At 73.2% G+C, this 17195-nt stretch carries 12 protein-coding genes; 8 read left to right on the top strand and 4 right to left on the bottom strand.

Annotated features, from left to right (window positions below):
- The first annotated feature begins 2 nt into the window (after positions 1 to 2).
- On the top strand, positions 3 to 1424 hold the full coding sequence (locus AB0K21_RS29420) for a carboxyl transferase domain-containing protein (RefSeq protein WP_364154941.1): 1422 nt from the start codon (positions 3 to 5) through the stop codon (positions 1422 to 1424).
- A 245-nt stretch (positions 1425 to 1669) separates the two neighbouring features.
- Here AB0K21_RS29420 and AB0K21_RS29415 read toward each other — a convergent pair whose 3' ends face one another.
- A complete protein-coding gene (locus tag AB0K21_RS29415) occupies positions 1670 to 2164 on the bottom strand; it encodes a DUF3145 domain-containing protein (RefSeq protein ID WP_030920167.1) in 495 nt (164 codons plus the stop codon).
- Positions 2165 to 2370: 206 nt separating this feature from the next.
- Between AB0K21_RS29415 and AB0K21_RS29410 the strand changes: the two genes are divergently transcribed.
- The 4 genes from AB0K21_RS29410 to AB0K21_RS29395 are packed head-to-tail and all read left to right on the top strand — an operon-like array spanning position 2371 to position 7016.
- Complete coding sequence (locus tag AB0K21_RS29410; RefSeq protein WP_343967696.1) at positions 2371 to 3438, top strand: S8/S53 family peptidase; 1068 nt, start codon at positions 2371 to 2373, stop codon at positions 3436 to 3438.
- Positions 3439 to 3498: 60 nt separating this feature from the next.
- On the top strand, positions 3499 to 4077 hold the full coding sequence (locus AB0K21_RS29405) for a sigma-70 family RNA polymerase sigma factor (RefSeq protein WP_343967694.1): 579 nt from the start codon (positions 3499 to 3501) through the stop codon (positions 4075 to 4077).
- Positions 4074 to 4538 carry a hypothetical protein gene (locus AB0K21_RS29400; protein WP_364154938.1) on the top strand — a complete coding sequence of 155 codons (465 nt, stop codon included), beginning with the start codon at positions 4074 to 4076 and terminating at the stop codon, positions 4536 to 4538. Before AB0K21_RS29405 ends, AB0K21_RS29400 begins: the two co-directional genes overlap by 4 nt.
- Positions 4539 to 7016 carry a CHAT domain-containing tetratricopeptide repeat protein gene (locus AB0K21_RS29395; RefSeq protein WP_364154936.1) on the top strand — a complete coding sequence of 826 codons (2478 nt, stop codon included), beginning with the start codon at positions 4539 to 4541 and terminating at the stop codon, positions 7014 to 7016.
- Positions 7017 to 7037: 21 nt separating this feature from the next.
- Here AB0K21_RS29395 and AB0K21_RS29390 read toward each other — a convergent pair whose 3' ends face one another.
- Positions 7038 to 8153 carry a nucleotide pyrophosphatase/phosphodiesterase family protein gene (locus AB0K21_RS29390; RefSeq protein WP_364154934.1) on the bottom strand — a complete coding sequence of 372 codons (1116 nt, stop codon included), beginning with the start codon at positions 8151 to 8153 and terminating at the stop codon, positions 7038 to 7040.
- Entirely contained in the window at positions 8150 to 8743 is a 594-nt protein-coding gene (locus AB0K21_RS29385; protein WP_030920184.1) for a DUF5998 family protein, read from the bottom strand. The genes AB0K21_RS29390 and AB0K21_RS29385 overlap by 4 nt, the downstream gene beginning before the upstream one ends.
- Before the next feature lie 323 nt (positions 8744 to 9066).
- On the opposite strand from AB0K21_RS29385, the gene AB0K21_RS29380 reads away from it, so the two are divergent.
- A complete protein-coding gene (locus AB0K21_RS29380) occupies positions 9067 to 9585 on the top strand; it encodes a hypothetical protein (RefSeq protein WP_343982797.1) in 519 nt (172 codons plus the stop codon).
- Positions 9586 to 9636: 51 nt separating this feature from the next.
- On the opposite strand, the gene AB0K21_RS29375 is transcribed toward AB0K21_RS29380, so the two are convergent.
- Positions 9637 to 12255, bottom strand: coding sequence for a bifunctional GNAT family N-acetyltransferase/acetate--CoA ligase family protein (locus AB0K21_RS29375; protein WP_364154931.1), 2619 nt, complete (start codon positions 12253 to 12255; stop codon positions 9637 to 9639).
- 187 nt (positions 12256 to 12442) lie between these two features.
- Here AB0K21_RS29375 and AB0K21_RS29370 point away from each other — a divergent pair, with 187 nt between their 5' ends.
- Positions 12443 to 13336 (top strand): sugar kinase, encoded by an 894-nt coding sequence (locus AB0K21_RS29370; protein ID WP_343982790.1) that lies wholly within the window; start codon positions 12443 to 12445, stop codon positions 13334 to 13336.
- A gap of 423 nt (positions 13337 to 13759) precedes the next feature.
- Positions 13760 to 17119, top strand: coding sequence for a BTAD domain-containing putative transcriptional regulator (locus AB0K21_RS29365; RefSeq protein WP_364154929.1), 3360 nt, complete (start codon positions 13760 to 13762; stop codon positions 17117 to 17119).
- Positions 17120 to 17195 lie beyond the last annotated feature (76 nt).

Genomic DNA, 17195 nt, shown 5'->3' with positions numbered 1-17195 from the left:
CGATGACCGTGCTCGACAACGGGGTGGTGAGCGAGGCCTCCGAACAGGAGCCCCTTGATCCCCGTGACCCCCAGGTGCGCCTCTCCGCTCTGCTCGACGAGGGCTCGCTCCGGCTGATCTCACCGGTCGACCGCAGCGGCATGCTCGCCGCGACGGGCCGGGTGGAGGGTGTGCCGGTCGTCGCGTTCGTCAGCGACGCCCGCGTGCAGGGCGGTGCGATGGGCAGCGAGGGGTGCGAGCACATCGTGCACGCCTACGACGTCGCGGTCCGCGAGCGGGTCCCGGTCATCGGCGTCTGGCACTCCGGCGGCGCCCGCCTCGCCGAGGGGGTCGAGTCACTGCACGCGGTCGGCCGCGTCTTCGCCGCGATGACCCGCGCCTCAGGGGTGATCCCGCAGTTGTCCGTCGTCGTGGGTCCCGCCGCCGGCGGCGCCGCGTACGGCCCGGCGCTGACCGACATCGTGATCCTGGCCGACGAGGGCCGTATCTTCGTCACCGGTCCCGACGTGGTCCGCAGCGTCACCGGCGAGCAGATCGACATGGCAGGCCTGGGGGGTCCCGAGCCGCACAGCAAGCGCAGCGGCGTCGTCCACGTGGTCACCAGGACCGAGACGGAGGCCTACCTGCAGGCCCGCCGCCTCGCGGTGCTCCTCGGCCACCAGGGCCGGGTGCGCACCGAGGTCGAGGAGGTCGACTTCTCCGGCCTGCTGCCCGAGAACGTGCGCCGCGCCTACGACGTGAAGCCGCTCGTCAAGGGCCTGCTCGACGAGCCGGGCGTGGAGCTGCACGCCAAGTGGGCGCCCAACATCGTCACCACCCTGGGCCGTCTCGGGGGCCGGACCGTGGGCGTGGTGGCCAACAACCCGATGCGCCTGGGCGGCTGCCTCGACTCCGCCTCCGCGGAGAAGGCCGCACGGTTCGTCCGGATGTGCGATGCCTTCGGGGTGCCGCTGGTCGTCCTGGTCGACGTCCCCGGCTACCTGCCGGGCGTCGGGCAGGAGCACGACGGTGTGGTCCGCCGCGGCGCCAAGCTCCTGCACGCCTTCGCCGAGGCCTCCGTGCCGCGGATCACCCTGGTCACCAGGAAGGCGTACGGCGGCGCCTACATCGCCATGAACTCCCGCTCGCTGGGCGCGACCAAGGTGTTCGGCTGGCCGACGACCCAGATCGCGGTCATGGGCGCGGTCGCCGCGGTCCGCATCCTCAAGCGCCGCGAGCTCGCCGCCGCCCCCGAGGAGGAGCGCGCCGCTCTGGAGACCAGGCTCGCCGAGGAGCACGAGATCCTCGCCGGCGGCCTCGACCGGGCCATCGAGCTCGGCGTGATCGACGAGGTCATCAAGCCCGGGGAGACCCGGGGCGCCATCGCCAGGGTCCTGGCCAAGGCGACCCCCGCACGGGGCGCGCACGGCAACATCCCACTCTGAACATCACTCGCCGAGCCCCCGTCCCGATCCCCGGGGCGGGGGCTCACCCGTTGTGGCGGGGTTCGAAGCGCCGACGGCGCCACCGGTACCGCTGAGCGGCGGATGAGCGTGGGAGCCCGGTCTCCGAGCGGGTTCTCAGGGCCGAAGGGGGACCTCACACCCCCCGTGCGAGGACTCCACAACCCGGTCGCCGGGGCCCGCGGGGCCGACGCCACCTGGCGGGACACCCGGTACGGGGACCGGGGTCAGACGGCGGCGTGCAGCCAGCGGACCGGTGCGCCCTCCCCCGCGTAACGGAACGACTCAAGCTCGGCATCCCACTGCTTGCCCAGCAGGCGATCGATCTCCTCCTCCAGCACCACGCGGCCCTGGCGTGCCATCAGCATGGCGGAACGCAGCCGGTCTTCCGGGATCAGGATGTCGCCCGTGGCCCCGACGACGGCCGTGAAGGCGCCGAGAGACGGGGTGTAGGCGTGCCGGGACCCGTCGACACCCGGTGAGGCGTCCTCGGTGATCTCGAAGCGGATCCGCTGCCAGCCCATCAGGGATGAGGTGATGGCCGCCGCGGTACCCACACGGGCCTCCCACTCGGCCTGTGCGCGCACGTGACCGGGCGCGGCGGGCTGTGGAGTCCAGGTCAGGTCTACGGGGACGCCAAGAACACCTGCGACCGCCCATTCAATATGAGGGCACAGCGCAGGCTGCGCTGAGTGGACGTAAAGCACGCCACGAGCAGACACCGGACCTCCCGTTTCGGTACGAGGTGCGCCTTCCCCAACGGCCTCGTCCCAGGATGATCACAAGTGACTGAAGGAGAGACTACCGTCGGTTGTGACATCGCACCAGAGGGGGGTCATACCAAGATGTTGCGACGCGGACGCTTGGCCAGGGCATCCTCGGAGCGACGAGAACCCCCACAAGCCGGTGAGCACCCCCGGAGGACCAGATGGACACCGATATGGAACGGGTCGAACCCATCCCTGGATCGCCCGCCCTGATCAGAAAAGGTCAGCTGCTGACCGACGCCTCGGGCATGGCCGCCACCGCCCGCTGGGCCGACGCCGTCACCGAGGCTCAAGGGATCTACCGGGTGCGGCTCTCATCGGGCGTGGACGTCTGCGACCTGGTGGCGTCGTTGCGGGAACGGGGGTTTCCCGCCTCTCCCAACCATGTGCTGACAGGCCAGCCGCTCTATTTCGGAGGTCCGGCCTCCCGCCCCTTTCCCAGCCGCGCCCTCCCGATGCCCGAGCCCGCCGCGGACAGGGCCGCCGCGGCCGCCGTGACGGTGGCACTGGCCGACACGGGCCTGGTGTCGCACCCGTGGTGGCGGACGAGCCCGTGGTTCCTGGAACGGGGACAGGAGGCCGCGGAGGTGCCCGACTCGGACGGTGACGGCGAACTGGACCCCCAGGCGGGGCACGGCACGTTCATCACCGGGTTGGTCCTACGGTCGGCCCCGGCGGCGAGGCCGCGGCCGATCCGGATGCTGAACAGCCACGGCATCGGGGACGAGGCCGGGCTGCTGCGCGTCCTGGGCCGGCTCAGGGCCGAACCGCCCCGGGTGCTCAACCTGTCCTTCGGCGGGCACACCTTCGACGACGGCCCCTCCCCGCTGGTCGAGGCCGCCCTGGCGGAACTGGCCGGCACGGTCACGGTGGCCTGCGCGGGCAACACCGCCTCGGACCGCCCCTTCTGGCCCGCCGCCTCGCCCGGGGTGATCGCCGTCGGAGCACTGGACGCGGCGGAGCGGGCCAGGGCCCCGTTCTCGGCGTACGGCCCGTGGGTCGACGCGTGCGCCCGCGGCGAGTGGCTGTCCAGCACCTTCCTCGAACGCGGCGCGTTCCGCGGCTACGCCTGCTGGAGCGGGACCTCCTTCGCCGCCGCCCTGGTGAGCGGGGCGATCGCCGCGGCGTCGGCGGACCGGCCCTCGCGGGAGGCCGCGGAACACGTCCTCGATCCGGCGAGGGCCGGGCGGATCCCCGATTTGGGAGTCGTCGTGCCCACGCCCGGCTAAAGTCTCACCCAGAGTATTTCCTCGAATACCCACAGTGCTCCATGTGGTCCGGAGGTGCCGGTGAGCGATCAGCCCACGATCGAGGCCGTCCTGGCCGGCGACCAAGCGGCCTGGGACGCGCTGGTCACCCGCTTCACCGGCGCGCTGTGGTCGGCGGTGCGCGCCTACGACCTGAACCCGGCGGACGCCGCCGACGCGGTGCAGGGCACGTGGCTACGGCTGCTCGAAAGCCTGCACACCATCCGTGACCCGGACCGGATCGGCCCCTGGCTGTTCACCACGGCCAAGCGCGAGGCGTCCCTGCTCCGCCGGCGGCACCGGGGCGAGCGGCTGGTCGCCGACCCGGTGGACGCGGAACGCGCGTGCGTGGACACCGAGCCGGCCGACGCCGGGCACGTCCACGCCGATCCGGCGCTGGCCGTGCTGACCGCCGACGAGAGCCGTCGCCTGTGGCAGGCCGTCGACCGGATGCCCGAGCCGTGCCGCTCGCTGTTCCGGCTGATGGCCACGGCCCCCGACGCGGGCGTCCGCCAGCTGGCCGGGCGTCTGGGCATGCCCAGCGGCAGTTACGGCCCCACCCGGGGGCGCTGCCTGAACCGACTACGCACCATGCTCACCACTCGGGAGGCGACATTGTGACGCGGCATCCGACGACGATCGACGACGAGTCCCTGATAGCCGCGCTGCGCCTGGCCTCCGGGAACGACCCGGTACCGGCCCAGGTGACGGCCGCCGCCCGCGCGGTCTTCGGACTGCGGCTGCCCGGCGCCGACACGGCCCGCCCCGTGGTCACCTCCGCGCCACAGGGCGTCCGGTCCACCGAGGAGCCCCGGCTGCTGAGGTTCGTCGCGGCCGGGCTCACGGTGGAGTTGGAGGTCACCTCCCTGGACGGTCTGGTCGATCTGGCGGGCCAGATCTCCCCCTGTCCCGGGGCGGGCACGCTGGTCGAGATCCGCACGCCACACCTCACCGAGTCGCGCCCCCTGTCCCCGACGGGCCAGTTCGCCGTCACCGGCCTGCCGCCGGGCTGGTTCAGCGTGGTGTGTCACCGGTCGGAGAGCCTCCCGGTGGTCACCAGCTGGACCCGGATCCGCCCGTAGTTGGCCTTCGACGAGGCGCTCGCCGCCGCCGAGCGCGCGGTCGACCTCTCGGGCGGCGACCCGGCCCGAGCCCTCGCTCTCGCCCGTACCGTGCTCGCCTCGCTCCCCGCGTCCTGCCGGGGAACGACCGGTCAGACGGGTGATCCGGACGGCGGCGCGGTGCCGGAGCGGGCCTCGGGCTGCCGGCACTGCGAGGCGGAGGCGGTGGCGCACCGGGCGCTGGCGGTGGCGGCGCGTGAGCTCGGTGACCTGCCGTTCGCCGAGGAGCGGCTGCACCGGGCGGTGGAGATCTCGCTGCGGGCCGGGCTGCCGCACCGGGCGGCCCAGGCGCGCCTGTCGCTGGTCCACATCCGCACCGAGCTGGGGCACCCGGAGCAGGCGCTGGCCATCGCCGCGGACGCCGAACCCGGTCTGACCCCGGCCGAACTGGGCAAGCTCGGCGTGCATCGCGCGATGGCGCTGGCGAGGCTCGGCCGCTACCGCGAGGCCGTCGAGCACTGCGACCGGGCCATGACCGTCCTCGGCGACGACGTCAGGTTCGTGGCCGGGGCGATGCTGAACCGCGGGCTCGCCCGGGTGTTCCTCGGGGAGTTCGAGGCGGCGGAGGCCGATCTGGGCCGGTGCGCGGAGCTGGCGAGGGACGCGGGCCTCGCGCACGTGCTCGCGCTCGCCGAGGGCAACCTGCCGTTCCTGGCCGCGCGGCGCGGCGACCTGCCCGCCGCCTTCACCGCCTACCGGCGTGTCCAGGACATCCTGCTCGACTACCCGGAGCGGCTGGCGACGGTCCGTTGCGACCTGGCCGAGGCACTGGTCGCCGCCCATCTGCCCGGCGAGGCCCGGGTGCTGCTGGACATGGCGGTTCCCGAGCTGGCGGCGGCGGGCGCCGGAGTGGCCCTGGCCGAGGCCCGCCTGCTGCTCGCCAGGGTCGAGCTGCGCACCGGAGATCCGCGCCGTGCCCGGGAGAGCGCGGAGCTGGCCGCTCGTGAGCTGGCCGCGCAGGGGCGGACGGTCCTGACGCCGCTCGCCGAGGAGATCCTGCTGCGGGCCAGACTCGCGCTGGACCCGTCCTCCGCCGGGCTACCGGCGATGGTGCCGGAGATGCTCTCGTGCGCCGAGGCCCTCGACTCCGCCGGACACCGGGATGCCTCCGCGGCGCTCAGGCTCAGCGCCGCCGAGCTCGCGCTCCGGTTGGGTGACCGGCCGTCCGCCGAGGGGCAGCTGGCCTTTCTCGCCCGCTCGGGTCGCGGAGTGGTCGCCCGCCAGGCGGCGGCGCTGCGGCGGTCCCTGGCCGGCGACCGGCGGGGGGCGTTCGCGGCGGTGCTGGCGGGCCTCGCGGAGGTGGGGTCCGGAACGAAGGCGTTAGCGGACCCGGTGGTGCGCGCGCACGCCGCCAGGGAGGGTGAGCCGCTGGCCGAGTTCGGGCTGGCCCTCGCCATGCGGACCGGGCGAGGCCGCACGGTCCTGGCGTGGGCCGAGCGGTGGCGGGCGGTCACCGGGGGTGCGGGCCGGCCGCTCGCGCCCGGCCTGGCCGCGCTGCGGGCGGCGCTCGGCGAGTCGGTCCTGGTGGAGTTCGTCCGCCACGAGGCGGAACTGGCCGCCGTCGTGGTCACCGGGGAGCGCGTGACGCTGCGCCGCCTCGGCCCGTTCGCGACCGTCGCCGAGGCCGCCGTCCGCCTCCGGTACGGGCTGCGCAGGACACATCTGCTCGATGGCCGGGCTCCGGAATCCGGCGCGGAGGCCGCGGAGCTGGAACGGCTGCTCTTCCGCCCGCTGCGTGACCGGCTGGGCGACCGGCCGCTGGTGATCGTACCGACGGGGACGCTGCACATCCTGCCCTGGCCACTGCTGCCGATGAACGCCGACCGGCCGGTGAGCGTGGTGGCCAGCGCCGCCGCCTGGCTGGCCGGCGGGCAGGTGCCGGCCGTGCGGGACGGGCGTGTCGTCGCGGTGGCGGGGCCGGGGCTGCGGTACTCGGAGGCCGAGGCCCGCATGGTCGGCGAGTGCCACCCGGGGACCGAGCGGGTGGCGGCTCGGCGGGCGGAGGTGATGACGGCGCTGGAGCGGGCGGACGTGGCGCACCTGGCCGCGCACGGAATGTTCTCCCCGCGCAGCCCGCTGCTGTCGAGCATCGATCTCGACGACGGCCCGCTGATGGCGTACGACCTGCTCCGGCTGCGCACCCCGCCGGGCCTGGTGGTGCTGTCGGCGTGCGACGCGGGGATGGCGCACGCCCCGGCCGACGGGGCGCCGCTGGGGCTGGCGGGCACGTTCCTGTCGCTGGGGACGCGCTGCGTGGTGGCCAGCCTGGTGCCGGTGCGCGACGAGGAGACGCTGGCTCTGATGACCGCCTTCCACGGGGCGCTGGCCGCCGGTGCCCCGCCCGCACGGGCACTGGCCACCGCGAGCGGGAAGACCGGGGTGGCGGGCTTCGTCTGCTTCGGGTGCGGGGATCAGCCGGTGGCGACCGGCCCCGGGTGATCGGCCGTTCGGCCGGCGGGCCTACCTGCTGCTCACCTCCAGGAGGGGGACGTGCTGCTCGGCGGGTGTCAGCGAGCCGTGGAAGCCGACGAGTCCCGCCTCGTGCGGCTGGGCGGCCGAGGCGATGATGACGCAGTCGGTGTACGGGACGGCGAGGACATCCCCGATTCTGGGCAGCCACTCGGAGCGGATCCGCGGCCCGAACCAGCCGGATTCCACCGCCTCCTCCCGGGACGTCACCCATGCCTTTCCGGCGAGAACCTCACGCCAGGTGTCGAGAACCGCCTCTGCGGCGCCGGGGTCGGTGTAGATGTGGCGGGCCCTGGCCTCCCCACCGAGCAGGGCGACGCCCTGGCGAAGCTCGGGAACGGCGTCGACGTCGACGTACTCGGCGGCGTTGACCATGCCGTGGTCGGCGGTGACGTACATCGCGGAACCGGGTGGGAGCGTGTCGGCCAGTCGCTCGGCCATCCGGTCGACCAGGGCGAGCTGGTGGAGCCAGGCCGGGGTGCCCCAGCCGCTCACGTGGCCGGTGAGGTCGAGGTCGCCGTAGTAGACCGTGACGTGGGCCCGGGGCTCGGCCAGCGCGTGACGAACCCCGGCGATCCGGTCGTCGACCTCGTCGGCTCCGATGAAGCGCACACCACGCTGGACCGCCATGTTGAAACCGGTGGCCTCGAATTTGGAGGGGCCGACGTAGCTGACGGGGATTCCGGCCGCCGCCACGCGCTCGTAGACGGTCGGGTTCGGCTGCCACTCGTTGGGCGGGACCACGGGGCCGGAGGCGGTCCAGCGCAGGCAGTTGAGCAGGTAGCCTGCGCCGGGCACGGCGAGCTGGCAGCTGAGCATGCCGTGCTCGCCCGGCGGCAGGCCGGTGCCGAGCGTGGCCAGGCTGGTCGCGGTCGTGGCGGGGAAGCCCGCGGCGAGCACCCTGTCGAGCATGGCGGACATGAACGGCGCGGTCTCCGGGTGGGCGCGGAGCAGTTCGGCGCCCATGCCGTCGACGAGGAACAGCAGAACCCGCTCGGCCGGGGCGAGGCCCAGGGGGTTGTCGCCGTCCATCCCGACCGCGGCCAGCAGTGAGGAGGAGAGGTCCGCGAGAGTGGCCGTGCCGTACGCGGGGACCTTTGCCCTCACGAGGCGGCCGTGCGGGCCGTCGCCTCTGACAGCGCCTTGGCGAAGGCCAGTACGTGGGAGACGGCCTCCGGTCCGTCGGCCGCCTCGCTCACCCGCAGGGAGAGGTCGTCGGCCGTGATGGCGCCGGTGTATCCGTGGTCGGCCTCGCAGTTCTCGTCGCCGCAGGTGGCCGGCTCCAGGTCGACGTGGGAGATGGCGCCCCAGCCGATGGTGAGCGTGACCTCCGTGGGCGGCACGCCCGGCACGTAGGAGGCGGGGTCGGGGACGACCCTGGTGACCGCGACCGACTGGATCCGGCTGAGCCGCACGGCCTCGGTGGTCGTGGAGGCGTGTGACGCCGACACCCCCTCCACGGGCGGGTGCTCGTCGGTGTGGCAGACGAGTAGCCGGGTGGGTGAGAGCACCAGCACCGTGACGTGCCTGCGCACCTCCATGGCCGGGTCGAAGGTGGCCTCGTGATGCACGACGTAGGCGCCCACCTGCTCCTTGCCGAGCGCGGACTCGACCGCGTCGGCGACCAGATCGGGATAGTAGCCACTGCGGTCGATGGCGTCGCGCAGGCCGGCGGACGAGAGTCGGGTTTCCCTCATGGGTCCATCCTGCCCTGTCCGGGGCAGCGCTTTCACCGGGAGCGCGCGACCTTTGGCAGGCGATGCAAATCGTGATCCGGCCCACCGGGGCCCCTTCCCGGCCGCGAGGACGTCCGCACCGGCCCTCGTCTTTCCCCTTCGATCGGTTTGGCGTGATCCTTTCGGGGCTACCGGGAGCAGTGGCGGTGGCGCGTCTGCCGTCCCAAGCCGCGACGGCGGGCGGTTCACCGCGTTCGGCGCCTGTTTCGCATATCCAAGAATGTTTTTCACCGCATCGAAATTGGAAGCGGTGGATTTCCGGTGGAATCGGGGGATGAGGAAATATGACCGACGAACGTCAAGATCCGACGCGACGAACCGGTCTCGTGCTGACCGTCACGGCGGCCGTCGTGGCGGCCGTCATGGGCGCGTCGCCCGCCCCGGGAGCGAGGTTCCCCGGCGACCTGATCCTCACCACGGTCCATGACGGCCCGTTCGAGGCGGGGGGCACCGGCACGTTCTCCATGGACGTCACCGCCGACCCCGCCTCCGCCGGGATCGGGTATCCGACCGAGGTCACCTACCGCTTCCCCGCGGGCCTGACCCCGGTGCGGGCCTCCGGCGCGGGCTGGAGATGCCGGATCACGGCCGGCGACATCGGCTGCGAAACGCGTGAGCTGGCCTCCCCCGGCTTCCAGCTTCCCCGGATCACGGTCGGCGTGGCCGTGGCGGGGGACGCCACCGGCACGCTGACCGCCTCCGGCAGGGCGGTCCAGGCCGTGGCCGTCCCCACCGGGACCCGCCCTGCGGCCGCCACCGTCGCCAGCACGGTCCAGATCGTCCCCGCGACGCCCGCGACCTGACCGAGGCCGGGGTACGCTGTGCTCTCCTGTCGTGGACCGCGGGAGAGCACGCTAGCCGAGGCGCCGGGGGCCGCCGTCGGGACGCGGTCCCTCGTGGCTGCGGAGCACGACCCGGGCGCCCAGCACGGTCACCCCCGACTCCCCCACCAGCACCGGGTCGAGGGTGAGCCGCGCCACCTCGGGGAGATCGTCCGCCAGCCGCCCGAGCCGGATCAACAGGTCCTCCAGCGCCTCGACCGCGACCGGCGGGTAGCCGTACTCGCCGAGGAGCAGGGGGGCGGCGCGCGGCGACCTGACCAGTGCCGCCGCGTCCTCGCGGGTCAGCGGGGCCAGCCGGTACGCCTCGTCGCGCAGCAGCCGCGCGGTGATCTCGCCGAGCCCGAAGGAGACGACCGCGCCGAAGGCGAGGTCCTCCATCACACCGGCCACGGTCGGCACCGCGGGCTGCGGAGCCATCCGCTGCACCGTGAGCACGGCCTCGGGTTCGAGTTGGCGCGTCAGGTCGGCGTAGGCGTCACGTACCCCGTCGGGTCCCGACAGTCCCAGGCGCACGGTCCCGGCGCGCTTGGCCGCCTCGGACCCCGCCGCCTTCAGCACCACCGGCCAGCCGAGCCCGGTCGCGGCGTCGACCGCCTCCTGGGGCGAGGTCACCGTCTCCGACGGCCAGACCTCCACCCCGTAGCAGGCGAGCAGCCGCGAGGCGTCCATCTCGGCCGGGGCGTCGCCGAGAGCGGCGAGCACGAGGCTCCGCGCCGCGCCGGTGTCCACTCCCTCGATCTCCTCGGGCACCCCCGCGGGCTGCTCCAGCCAGCGCGCGTGCCGCACGACGTGGGCGAGCGCGCGGACCGCCTCCTCCGGCGCCGTGTACGAGGGGATGGAGCCCCGCTCGGGGGTGGCGCCGACCCGGAGTTCCCCGAGCATGCCGATCTTGCCCTCGAAGATGGCCAGCACCGGTTTGCCGCAGCCGCGAGAGACGCGCAGCAGTTCGGCGCCGACCTCTTCGGCGTTGCCCGGGATGGGCGGCATGTAGATCGCGACCACCGCGTCCACGTCCGGGAGCACCGAGGCCAGGGCCGCGCCGAACTCGGCGGCGCCCGCCCGGGCGCCCAGGTTGACCGGCGGGCGGGGCTCCAGGCCGACCCGCACGCAGGCGTCGGCCGCCAGCAGCGCCATCGCGTCGGAGTTGCCGACCAGGCCGACCCTGGGCCCGGCGGGCAGCGGCTGGTAGGCCAGCAGCTGCGCCACGTCGAACTGCTGGATCAGGTCGTCCACCCTGATCACCCCCGCCTGCTCGAACAGCGCGCTGAGCGCGGTGTCCGGCAGGCCGAGCACGGGCGCGGCGTGACCGGTGGGCACACCCTGGGTGGTGCCGCCGCTCTTGACGACCACGATCGGCTTGCGGCGCGAGATGCGCCGCGCGAGGCGGGCGAACTTGCGGGGGTTTCCCAGCGACTCCAGGTAGAGCAGGATCACGTCGGTCCGCGGATCCTCCTCCCAGTACTGGAGCAGGTCGTTGCCCGACACGTCGGCACGGTTACCCGCGGAGACGAACGAGGAGATGCCCATGCCCCGCTGGGCCACCCGCTGCAGCAGTGCGGTGCCCAGGGCTCCGGACTGGCTGAAGAAGCCGACCCTGCCGCGCTCGGGGAGGGTGGCGGCGAGCGTGGCGTTCAGCCGTACCGATGGGTCGGTATTGGCGACGCCGAGGCAGTTGGGGCCGACGACCCGCAGGCCGTACGCGCGGGCGATGCGCACCATCTCGTCCTGCCTGGCCCGCCCCTCGGGGCCGGTCTCACCGAACCCGGAGGAGACCACGATCAGCCCGCGCACCCCCTTCTCCGCGCACTCCTTGACCACGTCGATCACCCCGTCGGCGGGTACGGCGAGAACGGCGAGGTCCACCTCCCCGTCGATGTCCGTCACACTCGGGTAGGCCCGCACCCCCGCCACGGCCCGCACCTCGCGGTGCACGGGGTAGACCGGACCGGTGAAATCGGCGCCGAGCAGGTTGCGCAGCACGGTCTGGCCGACGCCGCCCGGCTCGCGGCCCGCTCCGACGACCGCCACCGAGCCCGGCGAGAGCAGGCGCTCGATCGAACGGGACTCGGCGCGGTGCTCACGGGAGGCGGTCACCTCCTGGGCGGTCTCGGTCGGGGTGAGGTCGAGGGTCATCCGGACCACGCCGTCGGCGAAACTGCTCTGCGCGGTGTAGCCGACCTGTTTGAGGACCGCCATCATCTTCTGGTTGGCGGGCAGCACATCGGCGACGAAGCGGGCGATCCCCCGCTCCCTGGCGGTGGCGGCCAGGTGTTCGAGGAGCACCGAGGCGACCCCCCGGCCCTGGTGGGCGTCCTCGACGAGGAAGGCGACCTCCGCCTCACCGGGTTCGATCCGGTCATAGCGGATGACCCCCACCATCTCAGTGCCGATCGTGGCGATCAACGCCACGCGGTCCACGTAGTCGACGTTGGTGAACCAGGTGATCTCCCGATCCGACAGCCGCGGCCGGGGGCCGAAGAAGCGGAAGTAGATCGACTCGGCGGACAGCCGGCTGTAGAAGGAACGCAACCGGTCGGCGTCGGCGGGCCGAATCGGGCGTACGTGGGCGGTTCCGCCATCCGACAGGACGACGTCCGCCTCCCAGTGAGCAGGGTACTGAGCAGCCTCCACAGCCCCGAGAGTAGACGCGAATCTCACAAGACGGACCAGCGGCACGAATTCACGCAACGCTTGTGCATCGACTATGGTCCGGTGTCTGGTCAAGACCCCACACCCTGGCCGGAAGCTGTTAAGTTTTTCGCGACTAGAGGTACGGCTAGAGGCACGTCGGCATCGAAGGCAGCAAGGTGGTGACATCATGACGCGGGTGGTCGTGGTGGGCGATCTCATGACCGACGCGGTCGCGAGAGCTCGCTACCCGTTGGCGAGGGCCAGCGACACACCGGCGGTCGTCACCATGCACGGCGGTGGTTCAGGGGCCAATATCGCCTCCTGGCTCGCGGTCGAGGGCACGGAGGTCGCCTTCATCGGGCGGCGCGGCGCCGACATCACCGGTCGTAACCGCGACATGGAGCTGATGGGCTACGGCGTCGACGCCCGCCTCGTCATGGATCCCGAGCGACCGACCGGCACCTGCGTGGTGCTCGTCACCCACAAGGGCGAGCGCACCATGCTGTCCGACCCCGGCGCGAACGCGGCCCTGTCCCCCGAGGATCTGCCCCGCGACCTGTTCTCCCAGGGCGGGCACCTGCACCTGTCCGGCTACACGCTGATCAACGAGGGTTCCCGCGACGCCGGCATGGCGGCGCTGGAGATGGCTCGCCGCTCCGGGATGTCCGTCTCGGTCGACTGCTCCTCCTCCGCTCCCCTGGAGCGCACCGGCGCCGAACCCTTCCTGGAGTGGACGCAGAGCGCCAAGCTGCTGTTCGCCAACGCCGACCAGGCGAAGGTCCTCACCGGCCGCGACGATCCCGCCGCCGCCGCCAAGGTCCTCACCGCCTGGTTCCCGCAGGTGGTCGTCAAGCTCCGCGACGAGGGAGCGCTCTGGTACGGCAACAACCGCCCCGACCCGATCAAGGTTCCCGCCGGGAGCGTGGAACGCGTGGTCGACGGCACCGGTGCCGGTGACGCCTTCACCGCGGGCTTCCTGCCGGCCTGGCTCGGCGGCAAGCCCCCGGCCGAGGCCCTGGCCTCCGGCTGCCACCTGGCCTCCCGGGCCATCTCGCACCTGGGCGCCCGCCCCCGCCTCTGACCGGGTCCGCCTGGCCGAACAGGCCCGATTCGGCGGTCTTCTCCCCTGGCCCCGGCCGCCGAGCGAGTAGCCCCGCGACAGAGTACGGCCGTGCGGTTCGTGATCGTCACCGGTCGGGCACGCCGACCGGTGGCGGGAACCGGAAGAGCCGATCGCGGCGTGCACGCCGCCGGAAGACGACCGCGTGCCGGTGTCGAACAAGACCGGCGCGACCCGATGCGGCCTCAACCTGTTTTCGGCTCCGGCGGCAGGCAGGCTCCGGACAGCTCTTTCCCTGCACCGGTCGCAGGGGAAACACAATACGGGGACGGAGAGCGTCCCACTTTCGACTGAGCCGAAATCCGCCGCACGAGTGACGAGGCGGAGACGGGTTTCCGGCGACCATGGGACAAGGTGGTGAACCACTCTTCGCCAGGAGGCAGTGTGCGGGGCAGCGAAGCGGAGCACTCGGAAAGCGGGATCGAGAGGTACGGGCGACCAGACGACGAGCGGAGCGTCGAGTTCCGGGTTCTGGGCCCCTTCGAGGTCTATGCCGCCGAGGACTCCGTCAGCCTCGGCGGTCCGCGGCAGCGAGCCGTCCTGGCCCGGCTGGTGGCCGCGGCGGGTACGGTCGTCTCCACGGACACCCTGATCGAGGATCTGTATCACGGCGCGCCGCCGGTGAACGCGCTGGCCTCGATCCATGTCCACGTGTCGAACCTGCGCCGGGCGATCGAACCGGACCGGGCCCCGCGCACCCCGCCGCGGCTGCTGGTCGCCCGGCGGCCCGGCTACATGCTCGCCACCGCGAACATCGACGCGCTGCGCTTCGGCAGGCTCGTCTCCGACGCGGAACAGCGCCCGCCCGCGGAGTCGCTCACCCTCCTGGAGGAGGCGCTGCGGTTGTGGCGCGGCCTGCCCTACGGCGAGTTCGCCGGCGAGCTGTGGGCGATCGCCGAGGTGAACCGCCTGTACGAGGTGCGCCTGACCGCGGTCGAGCGCCGGGCCCGGGCGTTGCTGGATCTCGGCCGCCCGCAGGCGGTGATCCACGAGCTGGAGTCCGAGATCGGGGAACATCCGCTTCGCGAGCGGCTGTGGTGGTTGCTCGCCCTGGCCCGCTACCGCAGCGGCCGGCAGGCCGACGCGCTGGCCACGCTGCGCCGGGCGCGGAAGGTCATCGCCGAACAACTCGGCCTCGATCCGGGCCCCGAACTGCAGGCGCTGGAGAAGGACATCCTCCAGCAGTCGCGGTCGCTCACCTTTCCGCCCGAGCCCGCCTCGCTGCCGCGTCCCCCCTGGCCTCCCGTGTCCGCCGAGGTCTCCCCGCCGGGGCCGGCCCACGTGCATCTGATCGGGCGGGATCGGCAGCTCGCGACGTTGACGACCCTCCCCATCCGGATGGACCGGAACGGCATGGTGACCGCCGCGATCAGCGGTGAGCCCGGCATCGGCAAGACCCGGCTGCTGCAGGCGTTCCGCGACGACTGCGCCGATCTCGGCTACCTGGTGCTGTGGGGGCGCTGCCACGAGGGAGAAGGGGTGCCGCCGCTGTGGCCGTGGCTGCAGGTGCTGCGCGCGCTGGCCGAGTCCGTCCCGCCCCCGGATCGCCAGGCGCTGGGGGGACTGCTGAGCGACGATCGGCTCACCGGCGCACCCGGGACGGCGTCGCGCCACAGCAACCAGCTCATCGCGCAGTGGCTCATCGAGGCCGCGCGGCTTCGGCCTCTGGTGATCATCCTGGACGACCTGCACTGGGCCGACTCCGCCACGCTCGAACTGCTCCGGAACGTCGTCCTGCTGTCCGGGGCGCAGGCCAGGGACGTCTCGCTGACCCTGGTCACCGCGTTCCGCGAGGCGGCGTACCGCGACCTGACGGGGCACCCCGGCGCCTCCCCGAACGATGCCTTCAAGCTCTCGGTGGACGAGGTCCTCTACCATCTCGCTCGTTACGATCTGGTGCGCATCCGGCTGAGCGGCCTGACCACCAGCGAGGTTCGGACCCTCGCCGAGGAGCTGGGCGGCAAGGTGGACGGCCCCGCGGCCGAGAGGCTGGCCGAGCGGACCGGCGGCAACCCGTTCTTCGTCTGTGAGAGCGCCCGCCTGCTGGCCCAGGGCCAGGACCTGGACATCGTGCCGGACGCGGTGGCCGATCTGATCAGGCAACGGCTGGCCATGCTCGGGCCGCAGACCACCGAGGTGCTCGGCATCGCCGCGGTGATCGGCAGGAGCTTCGATCCCGGCCTGGTCGCGGAGGTGTGCCAGGCTTCGGAGCCGGGCGCGACGTACGCCTACGGTCTGCTGGATCGGGCCGCGCAGGCCGAGCTGATCGTCACCGGCGACGGGTGCATGACATTCGTCCATGATCTGGTCAGGGAGACCCTGATCCGCGACGTCCCGCCGCTGCGGAAGGCGATGATCCACCGGGAGGTGATGGCCGCGCTGTCGGCCAAGCCGAGCGCCGATGTGACGACCATCGCCCACCACTCGGTGGAGGCGGGCCCGGCGGCGTACCGGGAGACGGCGCACTGGGCCCGCGCGATGGCCCGGCAGGCGAGTTCCTGCGCGGCCTACGAGGAGGCCGCCACCTGGTGGGGCCGGGCCGTCACCGCGCACGGCGCCTGTGGCGGCGATCCCGCCGAACACGTGGAGCTCCTGCTCCAGCAGGTGCGCGCCCTGCTGGAGGCGGGAGACGCGATGGGCGCCCGCCAGGCCCGCGCGCAGGCCCTGCGGGTCGCCGGCCGCGCCGGAGCGGGCCCCGAGCTGACCGCCCGTGCCCTCACCGCACTGGACGCCCCGGCCATCTGGACGCTGCGCAACCCGTACGAGCCGGTGGAACTGCGGCTGGTGGAGCAGTTCGAGCAGACCCTGCGACAGCTGCCCGAGACCGACAGCGCCGAGCGGGCGTTGCTGCTGGGCGGCCTGGCCCAGGAACTGTACGACGGCGGCGCCGGAAACCCTCGCTGCCTCTCCCTGTCCGCCGAGGCGGTCGCGATGGCGCGCCGGATCGGTGACGCGCACCTGCTCATGCGAGCGCTCAACGCCCGCGCGCTGTCCGTGCCGCAGGCGACCCGCATCGGCGAGCTCATGGAGATCACCGACGAGCTGCACGGGCTCGCGCTGAGCACCGGGGCGCCGGGATTCGAACTGCTCGCCCACATGATGGACACCCACTACAAGCTGGAGATGTCCGATCTGGAGGGGGCGGACCGGGCCGCCGCACGCTGCGATGTCATGTTGGACCAGCTGCAACTCCCGTGGCCGCGGTTCCAGCACACCATGTGGCGGGCCAACCGGCTCGCCCTGGCCGGCCGGTTCGACGAGGCCGACACCCTGTACGACGATGCCGAACACCAGGCCCAGCGGCTCGGCATGTGGTACGCGGGCGCGGTCGTGGCGAACGGCCGCCTCATGCTGTGCTACCAGCGCGGCGCCATCGCCGACGCCGGACCGTTGATCGACCAGATCGCCGGCATCCACCCCAGCGTGGACCACGACGCCCGGGTGCTGGAACTGTGCGCCCAGGGCCGCCTGGACGAGGCCCGGGCCCTGGCCCGGAAAGGATGGCCGGCCCCGCCGATGGACTGGTCGTGGCTGACCATGACCTGTCTGCAGGGCGCGGCCCAGGCCGCCGTCGGCGACCTGCCGGCATGCCGGGCGACCTGGAGAAAGCTGCTGCCCTACGCCGGGCGGATCTCGGGCGGATCCGCGGTGGCCTGCATCGGTCCCGTCGACCACTTCCTGGGCCTGCTCGCCGCCGCCCTCGGCGAGACCGTCCCGGCCCCCGGACGCCCGACGCCACCGTAGCCGCCGCGGTGGCCACCGCGGCGGCCATCGTCGGGGTCGCCGCGGCGACCACCGCCGGGGCCACGCCCACGGACAG

The sequence above is a fragment of the Streptosporangium sp. NPDC049248 genome (genome assembly GCF_040678965.1).
Classification (GTDB): Bacteria; Actinomycetota; Actinomycetes; order Streptosporangiales; family Streptosporangiaceae; genus Streptosporangium; species Streptosporangium fukuiense.
This window is presented reverse-complemented; position numbering and strand designations above follow the sequence as displayed.